Source organism: Sinorhizobium sp. RAC02 (genome assembly GCF_001713395.1).
In the GTDB taxonomy this organism is placed as follows: Bacteria; Pseudomonadota; Alphaproteobacteria; order Rhizobiales; family Rhizobiaceae; genus Shinella.
The window spans coordinates 2,155,766-2,171,729 of sequence record NZ_CP016452.1 but is presented as its reverse complement, the minus strand read 5'-3'; the positions used below and the strand labels follow the sequence as shown (position 1 = coordinate 2,171,729).

Sequence of the window (15,964 nt, the reverse complement as noted above, 5' to 3'; positions counted from 1 at the left end):
TCAATACTCCACCCGCTCGCGCTTGAAGACGAAGCGCAGGAGCACGATCGTGACCAGGGTCAGGAAGAAGAGCGCGACGCCGATGGCGGTCGAATAACCGAGCGCATAGACCGGCTCGCGCTGGCCGAACCCCATGATGTAGAGGTAGATCGCGGGCGTATAGAGGTTCTGGTCGATGTTCGGCCCGCCGAAGGCATAGGGAAACTCGACGATCTTGATGGCGTGGATCGACCACAGCACCAAGGTGATCAGGATGACGTCCCAGATCATCGGCAGGGTGATCAGGCGGAAGATCTGGAAGGTGCTGGCGCCTTCGAGGCGGGCCGCTTCGTACATGTCGATCGGCACCTTGTCCGCGCCGGCTAGGATGAGGATCGTGTAGAAACCCGCCGAAATCCAGACGAGGCCGACCATCATGGCGAAGAAGACGTTTTCCGGCGCCGTCCAGGAGATGGAGGCAAGGCTCGTCAGGCCGAGTGCCTTCAGCACGCTGGTCAGAAGCCCGTAGCGCGGCATGAAGACGAAGGACCAGAAGGTGGTGATCGCGACGACCGCGATGATGTTCGGCAGGAAGATCAGGGCGCGGAAGAGCTTCTTGCCCCAAAGGCCCGAATTCAGGAGCATGGTGAAGAGGAAGGCTAGCCCGAAGGTCGCGATACCGCCGACGACCATGATCATCGACATGTTGCGCAGCGCACCCCAGAAGATCGGGTCCGACAAGAGCCGCGTATAGTTTCCGATGCCGACCCAGGTCGGCGTGTCGCCGAAACCGGAGGTTTCGAACAGGCTCAGATAGAAGGCCTGAAGTGCTGGAAAGATCAGCAGGCCCAGATAGAGGATGAGGGCGGGCGCAAGAAACGCCACCACCATACGTCGCCTCATCATCGCAGAATCTCCATTCGGCAAAACCGTTCGTGGCCACAAGGCCGGCCGAAGCAATGCGACTGCACCGCCCCGGCCCGTTGCGAAAGCCTTATTGCTGGCTTGCCCAATAGTCCTTCGTCTTGTCGACGAGGACCTTGACGAAGTCTTCCGGGGTCGACTGGCCGAGGAACATCTTGCTGAATTCGGGCGTCAGCACCGTCGCGTTGAACTCCGGATAGGAGACGCCGAGACCGCCGCCGAAGCCGGCCAGTGCCGTCGCGCTCTTCGCCGAAGCATAGGCATCCGAAAGCACCGGCGGCCAATCGACGCCATCGCGCACCACGCCGACGCCGCCATCCGCAACGAGCGTCTTCTGCGCGTCCTCGGAGAGGAGGTAGTTGACGAAGCCCGCCGCTTCCTTGGCGTTCGGCGAGGCTTTCAGGACCATCACCGACACCAGGCCGACCTCGATATCGGTCGCCTTGCCGGCGCCGCCGGCGACTGCCGGGAAGTTGAAGGCGCCCCAGGGGAAGTCTGCGCCGGCACTTTCCGTCAGTTCAGTCGGCAGCCACGAGCCGACGAGTTCGCCCATTGTATCGCCGAGCGCGATCGTCTGCTGGCCGGCCGGGTACTGGAAGCCGCGGGCGTCTTCCGCGATGCAGCCGACTTCCCAGAACTTGCGGGCCGACTTCGCGGCCTCGAGCACGGCCGGGTCGGACCAGCCGGAGCCGTCCTTGACCTCGAAAGCCTTGATCATGGCATCCGAGCCCTTGGCGCGCGACAGGAGATGAGAGAAGAACAGCACCTGGTAGAAACCGACATTGCCTTCGGTCACCAGCGCGTGTTTGCCGGTTTCCTTGAGCTTGCCGCAGAGCGTGAAGAGTTCGTCGAGCGTCTGCGGGACCGTGCCGCCGGCCTCGGCCAGCATGTCCTTATTGTACCAGATGTTCACGGTGTTGTAGATGTAGGGAACCTGCTCCACCTTGCCACCGGCCGCATAGAGATCGAGCACGCCGGGCAGGAGAGCGGCCTTCGTATCGCCGAGATCTGCGCTGATCTCGTAGCCGAGCCCTTCCTTCTGCAGACCGCCGGCGAGCTGATCGCCGTCCTGGTCCGCGAAATCGACCTGCGTGCCGGCCTGCAGGGCGGCGCGCAGTTTGGTCTGGTTCTGGCGGCCGTTCCAGACGACCTTGAAGGTCGTTTCCGGGTGCGCCTTGGTATAATTGTCCATGACCTTGCGCAGGGCCGCGGCCTGCGGCTCCGGCTCGTTCCACATGGACCAGAAGACAAGTTCGGCTGCATTGGCGATGCCTGCGCCAGCCATGAGGCCGACCGAAAGCGCGGCCGCGGCGGCAGAGCGCCACAAAATCTTGTTCGTCATTCAATCCTCCCAAATTGAAAGCGCGCTGGAATTGACCCACGTCTGCGCGGCTTCGGGATGTACCTTAGAGGAGGGTTCTGAAACTTTGCAACATAAAAATCTCGCAAAGTTTCACTTTTGTAGTTTTATTACAAAATTGGTTTCGGGAGCGGGGCGCAGCACCCACGCTCCAGTCCCGCCGGTTGCGGCGCCGAGTTGGTAAGCCCCAATCCGGCGCAGCCGCAAGCCGACTCTCGCCTTCATTCCCCTCATTTCTCGCGCTTTACTTTACCGACCAGACGGTATAGTAATTTCTCGAACTTAACGCGGTGTGGGAGGAAACACAGTGCATTGGGATGGATTTCTGAGAACGACGGCGCTTGCGGGCGTCATGTTGTGGGCGGGTTCCGCGACGGCGGCGGAAGTGTCGATATTCTGCAGTTCTGCCGGTGCCGAACTGGAGCTTTGCCAATCGGCCTCCGAGGCCTGGGCGAAGGAGACCGGCAACACGGTCAAGATCAACAAGATGCCGGCGAACTGGGGGGAGGCGCTGCCGCTCTACCAGCAGCTTCTTGCCGGTAAATCCGGCGACATCGATGTCCTGACGCTCGACAATATCTGGGTCGGCGCACTGGCCGCCCATCTCATCGACCTCAACGAGACGGTGCCGAAGGAGGAGCTCGCGGCTCATTTCGAGGCGGCGCTCGCCGACTCGACCATCGAGGGCAAGCTGCTCGCCATGCCGTGGTTCGTCGATGCCGGCCTGATGTTCTATCGCAAGGATCTGCTCGAAAAGTACGGCAAGGCCGAACCGAAGACCTGGAAGGAACTGACCGAGACGGCCAAGTCCATCCAGGAGCAGGAACGCGCCTCCGGCACCAAGGACATGTGGGGTTACGTCTGGCAGGGCCGCGCCTATGAGGGCCTGACCTGCGACGCGCTGGAATGGGTCGCCTCCTATGGTGGCGGCACGTTCATTGCGCCGGATGGCACGATCACCGCGAACAATCCGAAGGCGGTGGAGGCGCTGGAGCTTGCCCGCACCTGGATCGGCGGCATCAGCCCGGAAGGTGTTCTGAACTATGACGAGGAAGGCTCGCGCGGCGTCTTCGAAGCCGGCAGCTCGGTCTTCCATCGCAACTGGGGTTATGTCTGGGGCACCAGCCAGGCAGAAGGGTCATCATTGCTCGGCAAGGTCGGCGTGATGGCGCTGCCGGTCGGTGCGGAAGGCGAAAAATCGAGCGGCTGCTATGGTGCCGGCCTTCTCGGCGTGTCGAAATATGCCGACGACACCGATGCAGCGGTCAGCCTCGTGCGCTATCTTACGAATGCCAAGGAGCAGAAGCGCCGCGCCATGCAGGGCTATAGCCCGACCTTGAAGGCGCTCTACCAGGATGAGGAAATCCTGGCGAAGAACCCTTCGCTACGCTTCGCCGAAAAGGCCTATGCGGAAAGTGCATCCCGGCCTTCGCAGGTTACGGGCGCCTCCTACAACCGGGTCTCGCAGCGCATTTTCAACGGGGTCCACAACGTGCTGAGCGGCAAGGAGGGCGCCGAGGACGCGCTCGCCAAGGTGAGCAGCGATCTGGAACGGTTGAAGAAGCGCGGCTGGTAAGCGCTTAGAAGATCAAGGAAAAGACATTGAATATCGCGATCGCACCGTGCTGCTGGGGCGTCTATTGGCCCACCGGCAACGACCTCGGCTGGACCGACTATCTCGACCGCATCGTGGCGGCCGGCTACCGGCACACCGAGCTTGGCCCCTACGGTTACTTCTCGACCGATCCAAAGGTGCTTTCGCACGAACTCGACCGCCGCGGCCTCTCCGTGGTCGCGGCGGCCCATGTCCACACGCTGGCGGATCCGGAGACGACCGGGGCACTGGCGGAGCGGACACACCAGATCTGTGCGTTGCTTTCTGCCGTTGGCGGCACGCATTTCATCCTGATGGACGAGTCGGAATTCTATCCGAAGGACCGGATGGGTGTCGTCGATGAAGCGGGCTGGCGCACCGTCGTCGACCTCACCACACAGGCCGCTCGGATCGTGCGGGAACATGGCCTACAATTCAGCTTCCACCCCCATGTGGGCACTTGCGTCGAGCACGAGAACCAGATCGAGCGGCTTTTTGCCGAGACCGATCCGGCGCTGGTCGGCCTCTGCCTCGACACCGGCCATCACGCCTACTGGAAGGCCGATCCGAAAGACTTCTTCCTGCGTCACGCAGCGCGCATCAACGCCATCCATCTCAAGAATGTCGACGGCGCTTTCCGCGAGAAGGTTCTGGCGGAAGGTATCCATTGCGACCGTGCCTTCGAGGACGGCATCATGACCGACCTCGACCGTGGCGTGGTCGATATCGCCGATTTCATGCGCACGCTGATCGCCCATGGCTATGACGGCCCGCTGGTCGTCGAGCAGGACCTTGCGCCGAAACATCCCGAGACGCCGGAGACGATTGCGGCGCGGAATTTTGCCTTCGTCTTCTCTCTGCTGCGGGAGCAGGCAAGCCGATGAAAGTTACGGTTCACAACAATCCTGCGGCAATCGGCGAGCATCTCGCAACCCGCATCCTTACGGAACTGCGCGCTGCCAATGCCGCCGGACGGCCCTACGTGCTCGGCTGCCCGGGCGGGCGCAGTCCCATGCCGGTCTATGATGCGCTGGAGCGGCAGCTGGCCGCCCACCCGGTCGATTGCTCCGGGCTGATCGTGGTGATGATGGACGAATATCTGCTGTCGGGCGCGGAAGGACTTCTTCCGCCGCCGGCTTCCGCACACTATTCCTGCCGTGGCTTTGGCGAGCGGGAAATCGTCGGCCGGATCAACCGGGCTCTACCGGCAGACCTGCGCATGCCGGAGGAAAATTTCCGCATGCCGACATTGCGTGAGCCCGAAGCCTACGACGCGGATATTGCAGCGCTCGTTGGCATCGACCTCTTCCTTCTGGCGTCCGGCGCGGGTGACGGTCACATTGCCTTCAACCCACCGGGCTCTGCCCGCGACAGCCGAACGCGCATCGTGACGCTCGCCGAACAGACGCGGCGCGACAATCTCGCGACCTTCCCCGAATTCCGCGGGCTGGACGACGTGCCGACGCATGGCCTCACCGTCGGCGTCGGCTCCATTGCAACCCTCTCGAAGGCGGTCGCGATGATTGTCTGGGGCGAGGGTAAGCGCGAGGCGTTCCGGCATCTTTCAACCGTTTCCGCCTACGACCCTTCCTGGCCTGCGACCATTGCTGTCGAATGCCGGAATGCCGAGCTGCATGCCGATGCAGCCGCTGGAGCAGCCCCATGACACGGCACGCGATCGGCATCGACGTCGGCGGCACTAAGACCAAGGCCTGCATCGTGCGGCTTTCGGATGGCGAGGTCGTGGCTGAACGCACCGAGGCGACGCGTTGCCAGGATGGCGGAGCTGCGGTGCTCGATCTCGTCTGCGCGCTGGCAGCTTCCATGCGGGAGCGCGGGGACAGAGAGGCGCTCGATATCACGGCGCTCGGCATCTGCCTGCCGGAACTCGTGACGCGCACCGGTGAGCCGGCCTCGGCGTGGAACTTCGACTGGCGCGGTCTCGACTATCGCGCGCGCCTCGGCGCCTTCGGCGTGTTGCACATCGATAGCGACGTGCGCGCCGCCGCCTTCGCGGAGGGCTGGATGGGCGCCGGCAAGGGCATCGATCCCTTCGTCTACGTGACCATTTCCACCGGCCTTTCCCATTCGCTGGTCATCGGCGGGGTGCCCTATGAGGGCGCGCGTGGCTTTGCCATCCACTTCTCCGGCAGTGATCTCGTCACCTTCGACGGGCCGAACCGCGACCGGCAGGTCCGCCACAATCTGGAGCTCTTTGCCGGCGGCAAGGCGCTCGGCGAACGCTACGGCGCGGTGATCGACCGGCCGGAGACGACAGCGCTCGACCTTTTCGAGGCAGAAGCGCACGATCCGCGGGCGGCGGAGATGGTGGCGAACGGGCTGCTCTCGCTCGCCTCCTATCTCGGCCAGCTCGTCAACACGCTCGATCCGGCCGTGCTTGTGCTCGGTGGCGGCATCGGCAGCGACCCGAAGGTGACGCCGCGGCTGGCGGCGCTGACGCGTCCGTTCATCTGGGCCGACGGCGCACGCGACATGCCGATCGTGCCGAGCCGTATCGGCGATGCCGCCTGCGCCATCGGGGTGGCGGCGCTTGCGGCCAAGGCAAATCCGGCAAAGGGCCGCCGCGGCTTTGCGCACACGACAACCAGCAAGATGGAACGGTCATGAGCGGTATCGATCTCATCAACGTCGTCAAGCGCTTCGGCGCACTGACCGTCATCGACGGTGTCAATCTCAATGTTGCCGAGGGTGAATTCGTGGTCTTCGTCGGCCCGTCCGGCTGCGGCAAGTCCACGCTGCTGCGCATGATCGCGGGGCTGGAGGAGATCTCCGACGGCGAACTGCGCATCGCCGACAAGCGGATGAACGAGACACCACCGGCAAAGCGCAACATCGCGATGGTCTTCCAGTCCTACGCGCTGTACCCGCACATGAATGTCGAGCGCAATCTCGGTTTCGCGCTGGAGACCGCCCGGCTTCCAGTCGCCGAAATCCGGGAACGCGTGGCCAAGGCTGCAAAATTCCTCAAGATCGACCACCTACTGGAGCGGCGGCCCGCACAGCTCTCCGGTGGCCAACAGCAGCGTGTCGCGATCGGCCGTGCCCTCGTGCGCCAGCAAAAACTCTTTCTCTTCGACGAGCCGCTCTCCAACCTCGATGCCGATCTGCGCATGGAAATGCGCGTCGAGATCGCCCGCATCCACCGCGAGGTGAAGGCCACCACGGTCTACGTCACGCATGACCAGATGGAGGCGATGACGCTCGCCGACCGCATCGTCGTGCTGAAGGACGGCCGCATCGCCCAGATCGGCACGCCGATGGAGCTCTACGAGCGCCCGGCCAATCGCTTCGTCGCAAGCTTCATCGGCTCGCCGCGCATGAATTTTCTGCCTGGTCTTCTGGCCCGCGAGGGCGAGGAGAGCGTGCTGTTGCTCTCTGGCGGACGCCACCGGCTCGCTGCCCATGACTATGCGGGCGACGTCACGCTCGGCATCCGGCCGGAAGACCTGATACTCGGCGGCGGCGATGCCGCGCTGGAAGCGGAAGTCCTGCTCGTCGAACCGCTTGGCGGTGAATCCCTCGTTCATCTCAATGTCGGCGATGGCCGCTCCATCGTCGCCAAGGCGCAGGGCAAACCCGATATCCGGCCGGGCGCCACCACGCTCGTCGGCTGGAAGCACGAGCGCGCGCACCTCTTCGACAAGGATGAACGCGCACTGCTGCCGGGGAGGGCGTGACATGGCGAACGGAGCAATGCGCATCGGCCTCAATGCGATGCGGGCGCGAACGGCCTGGCTGTTCCTCGCGCCGAGCCTCGTCGTGCTCTTCGCGGTCGCGCTCTGGCCGCTTGGCCGAACCTTCGTGTTCTCCTTCACCGACGCCTTCCTCACCGAGCCGGACATTTACGACTATGTCGGCTTCGAGAACTATTTCACCCTGTTCGAAGATCCGCTCTGGTGGCAGTCGGTCCGCAACACGCTCTATTTCACCGTCATCTCGGTCTCGATCGAGACGGTGCTGGGGCTCGCCATCGCCCTTCTGTTGAACGCCCACATTTCCGGCCGCGGCCTGATGCGCGCCGTCATCCTCATTCCCTGGTCCATTCCCGTCGTCGTCAGCGCGCGCATGTGGCAATGGATGCTGCATGACCAGTTCGGCATCCTCAACCATGTGCTGAAGCTCATGGGCCTCATCGATAACGGCATTGCCTGGACGGCCAATCCGGACCTCGTCATGCCGGTCATAATCGCGGTCGACGTCTGGATCACCACGCCCTTCATAGTGCTGCTCATCCTCGCCGGCCTGCAGATGTTGCCGAAGACTCTTTACGAGGCGGCGTCCATCGACGGCGTGCCGGAATGGCGTCAGTTCACGGCGCTGACCCTGCCGCTACTGGCACCCAGCATCGCCGTTGCCGTGCTCTTCCGGCTGCTTGATGCGCTGCGCATGTTCGACCTGAGCTTCGTTCTGTCCTCCAACAGCGACGACACGAAAACCGTGTCGATCTATGCCCGCGAGGTGCTGGTCAATTTCCAGGACATGGGCGTGGGCTCGGCGGCGAGTGCTGCCATCTTCCTAATGATCGCCGTGGTGACAGCGGTCTACGTGACCGTCTTCCGGCTCAACCGCAGGCTCCTGGGGGTGTGACATGGTACGCAGTGCAGCAAACAGGCGTATTCAGCGTTTCGCGATCTACACGCTCTTCGGCGTGGTCGCGCTCTATACGCTGTTTCCCTTCTACTGGATGATCGCGTCCTCGCTGAAATCCGGCCAGGCGATCTTCGACGTCACCTTCCTGCCGGACCTGAAATTCAACAACTACGCAGCGATCCTGTCCGACGGCGTGTTCCTGCGCAGCCTGCTGAACTCGCTCGTCGTCGCGGCCTCCGTCGTCGCGCTGTCGCTGGGACTTGCCATCGCGGCCGCCTATGCGCTCGGCCGCATCGATTTCCGCGGACGTTCGCCGATCATGTTCCTCTTCCTTGCCGTCTCGATGTTTCCGCAGATCGCGCTGCTCTCAGGCCTCTTCGAGATGATCCGCTGGCTCGGGCTCTATAATACGCTCGGCTCGCTGATCTTCGCCTACATGATCTTCACGCTGCCCTTCAACATCTGGGTGTTGACGACCTTCATGCGCAGCCTGCCGCGGCAGATCGAGGAGGCGGCCATCATGGACGGTTGCTCGCCGCTGCGCATCGTGCGCTGCATCTTTCTGCCGATGATGGGGCCGGCGCTGATTTCGACGGGGCTGCTTGCCTTCATCGCCTCGTGGAACGAGTTCCTGTTCGCGCTCACCTTCATCCTCACGGACGAGAACCGCACGGTGCCGGTGGCGATCGCGCTTATCTCCGGCTCCAGCCGCTACGAGTTCCCCTATGGCGCGATCATGGCCGCGTCGACCATCGTCACGGTGCCGCTGATCGTGCTGGCGCTGCTCTTCCAGAAATACATCGTCTCCGGTCTGACCGCCGGGGCGGTCAAGGGATAGGCCCCGTCCGGGGCAGAAAGGTCTTTTCATGCGTATCGTCCGTGTCGGTCTGGTCGGTCTTGGCGAGGTGAGCCAGCTCATGCACTTGCCGATCCTTGCCGATCACCGTCATCTGTTCGAGATCGTCGGCGTTTTCGATGTCTCGCCGAGCCTCACCGCCTATTGCGCCGGGCGCTATCCCAACGCGCAGGCCTATGAAAGCGCCGAGGCGCTCGTCGCCGCACCGGATATCGACGCAGTCTTCATCCTGACGCCCGACCAGACGCACCGCCACTATCTCGACCTGACGCTGAAGGCCGGCAAACATGTCTTCCTCGAAAAACCCGCCTGCCTGACGCTTGGCGAGATCGATGACGTGATGCCGCTCGCTCGTCAGTCAGACCGGCTCGTCTTCGTCGCCTATATGCGGCGTTATTCGGCGAGCTTCCTGAAGGCCAGGGAGATGATGCCGGCACAAGAAGACCTGCGCTACGTACGCGTACGGGATCTCATCTGCGAGGGCCCGTTTTTCATCCGCCAGACCCGCAACGTCTTCTACCCGAACGATATCGACGCCGGTTTCCTCGCCCGGTCGCGCGCCGATACCGAGGCGTTGCTGCGCGACGTCGCCGGCAAGGATGCTTCCCCTAGCCTCATGCGCGCCTACCAGGTGCTGACAGGTCTGTCCTCACACAGCCTCTCGGCCATGCGCGAGCTGATCGGCCTGCCGCAGCGGGTCATCGCCGCCCATCACAAGCAGAATGGCGAGCAGGTCGTGGCGCTCTTCGACTACGGCCACTTCACCGCGATCTACGAGGCGCTGATCGATAATGTCGCGCGCTTCGACGCCCGCATCGAAGTCTTCTCCGATCGCCGCCGCCTCAGCTTCGGTTACGACACACCCTATATCCGCAACCTTCCGACCTCGCTTGAAGTGACGGACTCGACGGACACCGAGACGGAAACCCGGGTCTTCGGGCCGAATTACACCGATCCTTTCGCCATCGAGCTGCGCGCCTTCCACGCGCATCTCGTGAGCGGCACGACGCCCAAGACGACACTCGACGACTCCCGGCAGGATCTTGCTTTGATGGCGGAAATCGTCGGTCGCCTGCGGGAAAGTTCGCCGCTATAGCGGGAAGACCAGCAACAGCATCGGGGTTCGATATGGCAAAACGTGGCACCGCCCGGGAGCGCATCCTCAGCGCCGCCGAGGAGATCGTCGTCAATGAGGGCGTCTCCTCGCTCACCTTCGACAAGGTGGCGGAAGTGACCGGCCTCAGCAAGGGCGGCATCCTCTACCATTTTGCCAGCAAGGACGCGCTGGTGCGCGCCATGGTCGAACGTTTCGTCTACCGCTTCGAGACTGGCCTCGCCGGGCTCGAAGGGACGGACGAAGAGCCGCATGGCCGCTACACACGCGCCTATGTGGCGGCGACCATGGGCGATGCCGCCAGCACCGGCGACCAGTACGACCGGCTCGGCGCCAGCATCACGGCGGCGCTGTCGAACTTTCCCGATCTTCTCGAAATCGTCCACCAGCAGAACATCCGGTGCCAGGCCGCCGTCGAAAAAGACGGCCTCGACCCGATCGACGCGACGATCATCCGGCTTGCCATCGAGGGCATGTGGATGGCCGAGGTGTTCAACGTCATGCATCTCGACCCCGCCATGAAACAGGCCGTTATCGACCGGCTGATCGCCCGCACCCGTCCCGAGCGCGCTACACCCTAGCGCTCCATCGTTCAAAAGAAGGAGTTTTCCATGGGCTACAAGCCTTCCCCCCGCCCCGTTTTCGACCGGCCGAGCCACATTCCCTATGCCGGCGTCACGCGCCATCTCTGGGGTGAGGAGAATGCCGGCCTCGTCGATGACTGGATCTATGCCTCCACGGAAAACATCCACCAGATCGTCTTCGGTATGCAGCCGGGCGGTTGCTTCAAGCATACGGACGCTTTCCGCACGATCTTCGGCGCGGACGAACTGCTTTACGTGATCAGCGGCACGCTGGGGCTCGCCAATCCCGAGACGGGTGAGGTCTGCATCGCCAAGCAGGGTGAGGCCTTGTTCTTCCGCAAGGACACCTGGCACCACGGCTTCAACCTCGGCCAGGAACAGGTGCGCGTCCTGGAGTTCTTCGCCCCGCCGCCGGCCAAGGGCACCTCCGGTCCCTATGCCCGCACCAAGCCGCTTCTCTCGGAAAACCGCTACATCCAGCAGGAATTTCTCGGGCGCTGGCCGATGGAGGCCGCGGCCCGCGAGAAGGCCCGCACGATCCATCCGATGCGCGACTCCGAAATCCTCTTCAGCCTCGATGCCGAAACGCAGGGCGCCTACACCGGCTTCTACTGCGCGACGGACCAACTGACGGTCGGCAAGACCACGGTGCTCGGTGGCAAGCGCACGGCTATCGAGCGCCACAAGGGCGACGAATGCCTCTATGTCGTCTCCGGCGTGCTCAACATCCATATCCCGGATGCCGAGGGCCAGGCCTGGTTCGAGCTCAATCCCCGCGACGGCTTCTACATCCCCGCCGGCTTTGATCACCAGTATTTCAACATGTCCCACACACCCTGCGAATTCGTCTTCGGCGTCGCACCGGATTTTTAGGGTAGGGCACCGATCTGAAAAATGACCAGAGGCATGATGGGCTTGTCCCACCGCTGGGGGCACATCACGTTGTTTGAGCTTGTTTGAGAGGGAGGGTGGCTGTGGCTGAGACCAAACGAGCGTTTCAGTCGCAGCTTTCCAGTGCGCCATAGCGTGCAAGCGGTAGAGGCGGATGGAGAACGCTAACCGTTTTCAGCGTGGCGGGACGAAGAGTTGAGAAGGTCGAGGCGAAGCATTGCAGCGATCCTGGCGATCGAAAGCCCAGCATCATTCATTGCCTCCTAGTACAGCTTTCCCGTCTCGGAAGCCTGTAAATCTGAAAGCGCGGTCTTGAAGAAACATTGGGAATCTCCGGAGAACGCAACCTCTCCGGAGGCGACCCGCTATTAGACCTCCGAAAGGTTCTCCGGAGGAGGCTATTGTTTCCGACGCAGCGCTTTCGGGGCTACACTTCTTCGGCGGCGTGACCGTCAGATTGCCTGCAGTTTGAAATCGCTTGCCGCTACCGGCATGACCGTCTTGAGGAGCGTCACCGATTTTTCCAGCCCTTCGACGCTGTTGAGCAGCACGTCCTCGTGCTCGATCGAGAGCCAGCCGTCATAGCCCGCCATCTGCAAGCGATAGCAGAACTGCCGCCACCAGGCTTCGCCGTGGCCGAAACCGAGCGTGACATAGGACCAGCTTCGCGCGGGAATGTTTAGCAGCGAGCCGTTTTCCAGAAGCGAGGTCGTCGCCTGGATCGGCGCATTCAGCATCGTGTCCTTGGCGTGGACATGAAAGACGGCATCGCCGAGCGCTTCGGCCGCGACTAGTGGATCCGCCCCCATCCAGAAGAGGTGGGACGGGTCGAGATTGGCGCCTACGATCGGGCCGACGGCCGCCCGCAGCTTCAGGAGTGAAGGGACGTTGTAGACATATTGATTGCCGTGTAGTTCGAGCGCGATGCGCTCCACACCGCATTCCTTTGCAAGCGCGACGATCTCCGTCCAGAACGGCAGGAGCTTTTCTTCCCACTGGTAGCGCAGGATCTCCTGCGTTTCCGGCGGCCAGGACGAGACGATCCAGTTCGGCATGAGGTCACCCGCACGGCCAGCCGGCAGGCCGGACATGGTGCAAACGGTCTTGATGCCCATGTCTCCGGCAAGCCGGATCGTGTCCTTGAGGCATTCCCCTTGCTCCGGCTGGGTCGGGTGTAGCGGGTTGCCGTTGGCGTTGAGCGCGATGATCTCCAAGCCACGATCCTCGAAGGCCTTGGTAAAGTGGCGTCGCGCGTCGGCGCTGCTTTTCATCGCCTGAAGATCGAAGTGGGGGGCCGTGGACCAGCCGCCGGTGTTCACCTCGACGCCCGAGACACCGAGCCGCGCCGCGTTGTCGAGAAGGGCGTCGAAAGACAGGCCGCCGAGGCTATCGGAGACGAAACCGAGTTTCATGGGAGCGTTTCCTATCGTGCGTTGTAGAGAGAAGGTTTGTCCATTGCGGCGAGGCCGATGCGTCTGCCTGTGCGCAACGCCTCGACGCCGGCTTCGGCGACAAGGGTCGCGCAATAGCCGTCCCAACTGTCGGAGGCGATTGCGGAGAACGTGCCGGTTCGAACGAAGTTGATGAAGGCCTTGTTCTGCAGGCGGTAGGCTTCCGCAAAGCGCGGGCGCCAATCGGCTGGGTAGCTCTCGAATGCCATGAGGTCGCTATTGCGGCGCGTATGGACGGGGGCATTGAGCTGAATCGATCCCTTTTCGCCAACAAGCTCACCGCGTACGTCGTAGCCATAGGCCGCGTTGTTGTTGACCTCGATGTTGACGAGCTGGCCCTTGTCGGTTTCGAGCACCATGAAGACCGGCGCTCGGGTTTTCCCCGTATCGATACCGGTGGGCTGAAAGACCGATATGGCGGTATAGTCGGCGTCGAGCATGAAACGGGCGACGTCGAATTCGTGCGGCGCCGAGTTGGTGATCGCCATCTGGCCGGTGAAGTTCGCCGGCGCTTCAACATTCCGGTGGGTGTTGTGCATCAAGATCGCCCGGCCGAGCGAGCCGTCTGCGAGCGCGGCCTTCATGTCCCGATAGGATGGGTCGAAACGGCGCATGAAGCCGAGCTGAACGAACCGGCGGCCGCGCGCGACCTCTGCGGCGATGACCGCGCGGCATTCGCTTGCATTCTGCGACAGGGGCTTTTCGCAGAGCACTGGCTTTCCCACCTCGATTGCGGCAAGCGACAGGGGGGCGTGGGTTTCATCGGGGCTTGCGATGATTACCGCGTCGATGTCGCCGCGCCGGATCGCCTGGAGCGGGTCGGTGGAGATGTCGACCGCGCCACAATCCTCCGCGATTGCGCGGGCGCGCGCCTCGGACGCATCGCAGACGACCTGCAGCACTGCTCCGGGCAAATCCTCGGAGACGATCCGGGCATGGTCCGCACCCATGATGCCCGCACCGATGATTGCAATTCTGACAGACATTCCATGTTCCTTGTTTTCGAAGGCGTGACCAGGTGGGGATGCGGGCGAACGATGTCCCGTGACGTCGATGCAGGTTCGGACCGGAACGAGCGTTCGATGCCTCGTGATCGCGCCGTGCCGGGAACCATGCCTTCCTCAGCTTGGCGGTTGGATTATCGAGATTGAAATGCCATCATTCAACGAGCGTAGCGGGCATTTTCCGATGTATTTTACATCAATAATTTCGCATTGCGGCAATTCACGGCAAACGCTTCAGGCGCTAGGTATTCAGTGTGCGGTTGTTCGATCTCATGATTTGAATCGCATCAGCAAACGAGGGGAAAATGCCAAAACCCGCGAAGCCCGGGACCTGGAAAGGGCCATCGGTCCACGAGATAGCCAGGATCGCCGCGGTCGGTTCCGCAACCGTCGACCGGGTGCTCAACAACCGCTGCGGCGTGCGGGAGAAGACGCGGGTGCGGGTCCTCGCCGCGCTCGAAAAGCTGCGCCATGAGAGCGCTGACAGCGACGTCCCGGTGCTCATTCGCTTGTTCTGTGAATCGGGCGAAACCTTCAATGCGGCCATGGCAGCGGCCGTGTCGGAAGTGAACCGCACGCAGGCCGGCATTGACGTACAGGGGGTATATGTGACGACGAGCGACGCCGAGCCGCTCGCCTTCGCGCGGCGGGTCGAGCAGGAGGGCGGCGAGGCTGATGGGGTCGTCGTCATTGCCCGCGAGCACCCGGCGACCAACCGGGCAATTCGAAAGCTTCGCACGCTCGGCCGGCCGGAGATCTGCCTCACGACGGATCTGCCGAGTTCACGAAGAAGCATCTATGTCGGGAACGACCAGTACGCCGCCGGAAGTGTCGCGGCATTGCTGATCGGCAATGCCTTGCCGAAGGTCAGCAACAGCATTCTGATCGTCATGAGCGTGCCGTTTCGTTGCCAGCAGGAGCGAGAAATGGGGTTTCGGCGCGTGCTGCGGTCCGATTTCCCCTATCTGAAGATCGAGGAGCGCGTGATGTCGGACGACAGGCCAGAAAGCACATGTGAGCAACTGACGCGGTATTTCGAGGCGAATGGGCATCCTGCTGCGATCTACAACGTCGCGGGCGCCAATCGCGGAATCGCAAAGGCGCTGGAGGCGGTTGGCAAGGTGGGGGAAACGGTGTTTGTCGGGCATGAATTGTCAAACCATTCCCGTGCGCTGCTTGAGGCCGGGGTCATGGACTACGTTATCTCGCATGATTTCGCGGCCGAGCTCGCGTCGGCAGCACGATGGATCAAGAGCAATCTGAATGGCGTGACCAGTGAACCGGGTTACTCGCAGATTCTCGTTCATACGCGGTATAATTGTGGTCTTTAGCCGGGTGAGTGCTCTTATCCCGATCGAAGGAACGTGCGGGTCGTCGCTAGGGCGTCCTACCTCTTCACGTTACCCTTGATGGCGCGTTTGCCTCAAAAACCCCGTGGCTGGTGATGTAGTTTGCATCATATCATTCGGATTTTTTGAATAAGTCAAATATTTTCAGTAATTTGAGTTCTTAGAGTCCATCGAGTCAATTTGATGGGAAGGCGATCAGGATCTGGCCTATGAAAGGCTTGTGAATCCTCTTCCCCATCCATGAAAA

The 15,964-nt window shown here is 62.3% G+C and carries 15 protein-coding genes; 11 read left to right on the top strand and 4 right to left on the bottom strand.

The genetic code is table 11. The features are described from left to right. Together BSY16_RS31095 and BSY16_RS31090 are read right to left on the bottom strand one after the other, a co-directional pair. Window positions 1-885, bottom strand: a complete 885-nt coding sequence (locus BSY16_RS31095) for a carbohydrate ABC transporter permease (RefSeq protein ID WP_083243202.1) — start codon at window positions 883-885, stop codon at window positions 1-3. Window positions 886-973: 88 nt separating this feature from the next. Beyond that, window positions 974-2,245 (bottom strand): ABC transporter substrate-binding protein, encoded by a 1,272-nt coding sequence (locus tag BSY16_RS31090; RefSeq protein ID WP_069063575.1) that lies wholly within the window; start codon window positions 2,243-2,245, stop codon window positions 974-976. 370 nt (window positions 2,246-2,615) lie between these two features. Between BSY16_RS31090 and BSY16_RS31085 the strand changes: the two genes are divergently transcribed. From BSY16_RS31085 to BSY16_RS31040, 10 genes are read left to right on the top strand one after another with little or no spacing between them, the layout of a single operon-like run. After that, window positions 2,616-3,839 carry an ABC transporter substrate-binding protein gene (locus BSY16_RS31085; RefSeq protein ID WP_069063574.1) on the top strand — a complete coding sequence of 408 codons (1,224 nt, stop codon included), beginning with the start codon at window positions 2,616-2,618 and terminating at the stop codon, window positions 3,837-3,839. Window positions 3,840-3,865: 26 nt separating this feature from the next. Further along, window positions 3,866-4,741, top strand: a complete 876-nt coding sequence (locus BSY16_RS31080) for a sugar phosphate isomerase/epimerase family protein (protein WP_171902506.1) — start codon at window positions 3,866-3,868, stop codon at window positions 4,739-4,741. Continuing rightward, window positions 4,738-5,523 carry a 6-phosphogluconolactonase gene (locus BSY16_RS31075; protein ID WP_069063572.1) on the top strand — a complete coding sequence of 262 codons (786 nt, stop codon included), beginning with the start codon at window positions 4,738-4,740 and terminating at the stop codon, window positions 5,521-5,523. Before BSY16_RS31080 ends, BSY16_RS31075 begins: the two co-directional genes overlap by 4 nt. Beyond that, the gene (locus BSY16_RS31070) at window positions 5,520-6,485 is read left to right on the top strand and encodes an ROK family protein (RefSeq protein ID WP_069063571.1); all 966 of its coding nucleotides are present in this window, start codon (window positions 5,520-5,522) and stop codon (window positions 6,483-6,485) included. Before BSY16_RS31075 ends, BSY16_RS31070 begins: the two co-directional genes overlap by 4 nt. Continuing rightward, window positions 6,482-7,555, top strand: a complete 1,074-nt coding sequence (locus BSY16_RS31065; RefSeq protein WP_069063570.1) for an ABC transporter ATP-binding protein — start codon at window positions 6,482-6,484, stop codon at window positions 7,553-7,555. Before BSY16_RS31070 ends, BSY16_RS31065 begins: the two co-directional genes overlap by 4 nt. Before the next feature lies 1 nt (window position 7,556). Continuing rightward, window positions 7,557-8,465 carry a carbohydrate ABC transporter permease gene (locus tag BSY16_RS31060; RefSeq protein ID WP_286157298.1) on the top strand — a complete coding sequence of 303 codons (909 nt, stop codon included), beginning with the start codon at window positions 7,557-7,559 and terminating at the stop codon, window positions 8,463-8,465. Window position 8,466: 1 nt separating this feature from the next. Further along, entirely contained in the window at window positions 8,467-9,306 is an 840-nt protein-coding gene (locus BSY16_RS31055; protein ID WP_069063569.1) for a carbohydrate ABC transporter permease, read from the top strand. 28 nt (window positions 9,307-9,334) lie between these two features. Next, window positions 9,335-10,420, top strand: coding sequence for a Gfo/Idh/MocA family protein (locus tag BSY16_RS31050; protein ID WP_069063568.1), 1,086 nt, complete (start codon window positions 9,335-9,337; stop codon window positions 10,418-10,420). Between the two features lie 32 nt (window positions 10,421-10,452). Then, complete coding sequence (locus BSY16_RS31045; protein ID WP_069063567.1) at window positions 10,453-11,019, top strand: TetR/AcrR family transcriptional regulator; 567 nt, start codon at window positions 10,453-10,455, stop codon at window positions 11,017-11,019. Window positions 11,020-11,049: 30 nt separating this feature from the next. Then, on the top strand, window positions 11,050-11,895 hold the full coding sequence (locus BSY16_RS31040) for a cupin domain-containing protein (protein WP_069063566.1): 846 nt from the start codon (window positions 11,050-11,052) through the stop codon (window positions 11,893-11,895). 470 nt (window positions 11,896-12,365) lie between these two features. On the opposite strand, the gene BSY16_RS31035 is transcribed toward BSY16_RS31040, so the two are convergent. Together BSY16_RS31035 and BSY16_RS31030 are read right to left on the bottom strand one after the other, a co-directional pair. Next, complete coding sequence (locus tag BSY16_RS31035; RefSeq protein ID WP_069063565.1) at window positions 12,366-13,325, bottom strand: sugar phosphate isomerase/epimerase family protein; 960 nt, start codon at window positions 13,323-13,325, stop codon at window positions 12,366-12,368. Between the two features lie 11 nt (window positions 13,326-13,336). Then, entirely contained in the window at window positions 13,337-14,350 is a 1,014-nt protein-coding gene (locus BSY16_RS31030; RefSeq protein WP_069063564.1) for a Gfo/Idh/MocA family oxidoreductase, read from the bottom strand. 323 nt (window positions 14,351-14,673) lie between these two features. Here BSY16_RS31030 and BSY16_RS31025 point away from each other — a divergent pair, with 323 nt between their 5' ends. Continuing rightward, window positions 14,674-15,699 (top strand): LacI family DNA-binding transcriptional regulator, encoded by a 1,026-nt coding sequence (locus tag BSY16_RS31025; protein WP_069063563.1) that lies wholly within the window; start codon window positions 14,674-14,676, stop codon window positions 15,697-15,699. Window positions 15,700-15,964: the final 265 nt, after the last annotated feature.

What these genes read in the sequence shown, in the direction of transcription:
- BSY16_RS31075 (WP_069063572.1), top strand. Translation starts at nt 4,738, where the DNA reads ATGAAAGTTACGGTTCACAACAATCCTGCGGCAATCGGCGAGCATCTC.
- BSY16_RS31050 (WP_069063568.1), top strand. Translation starts at nt 9,335, where the DNA reads ATGCGTATCGTCCGTGTCGGTCTGGTCGGTCTTGGCGAGGTGAGCCAG.
- BSY16_RS31035 (WP_069063565.1), bottom strand. Translation starts at nt 13,325, where the DNA reads ATGAAACTCGGTTTCGTCTCCGATAGCCTCGGCGGCCTGTCTTTCGAC.
- BSY16_RS31025 (WP_069063563.1), top strand. Translation starts at nt 14,674, where the DNA reads ATGCCAAAACCCGCGAAGCCCGGGACCTGGAAAGGGCCATCGGTCCAC.
- BSY16_RS31085 (WP_069063574.1), top strand. Translation starts at nt 2,616, where the DNA reads ATGTTGTGGGCGGGTTCCGCGACGGCGGCGGAAGTGTCGATATTCTGC.
- BSY16_RS31030 (WP_069063564.1), bottom strand. Translation starts at nt 14,350, where the DNA reads ATGTCTGTCAGAATTGCAATCATCGGTGCGGGCATCATGGGTGCGGAC.
- BSY16_RS31065 (WP_069063570.1), top strand. Translation starts at nt 6,482, where the DNA reads ATGAGCGGTATCGATCTCATCAACGTCGTCAAGCGCTTCGGCGCACTG.
- BSY16_RS31055 (WP_069063569.1), top strand. Translation starts at nt 8,467, where the DNA reads ATGGTACGCAGTGCAGCAAACAGGCGTATTCAGCGTTTCGCGATCTAC.
- BSY16_RS31090 (WP_069063575.1), bottom strand. Translation starts at nt 2,245, where the DNA reads ATGACGAACAAGATTTTGTGGCGCTCTGCCGCCGCGGCCGCGCTTTCG.
- BSY16_RS31045 (WP_069063567.1), top strand. Translation starts at nt 10,453, where the DNA reads ATGGCAAAACGTGGCACCGCCCGGGAGCGCATCCTCAGCGCCGCCGAG.
- BSY16_RS31040 (WP_069063566.1), top strand. Translation starts at nt 11,050, where the DNA reads ATGGGCTACAAGCCTTCCCCCCGCCCCGTTTTCGACCGGCCGAGCCAC.
- BSY16_RS31095 (WP_083243202.1), bottom strand. Translation starts at nt 885, where the DNA reads ATGATGAGGCGACGTATGGTGGTGGCGTTTCTTGCGCCCGCCCTCATC.
- BSY16_RS31060 (WP_286157298.1), top strand. Translation starts at nt 7,557, where the DNA reads ATGGCGAACGGAGCAATGCGCATCGGCCTCAATGCGATGCGGGCGCGA.
- BSY16_RS31070 (WP_069063571.1), top strand. Translation starts at nt 5,520, where the DNA reads ATGACACGGCACGCGATCGGCATCGACGTCGGCGGCACTAAGACCAAG.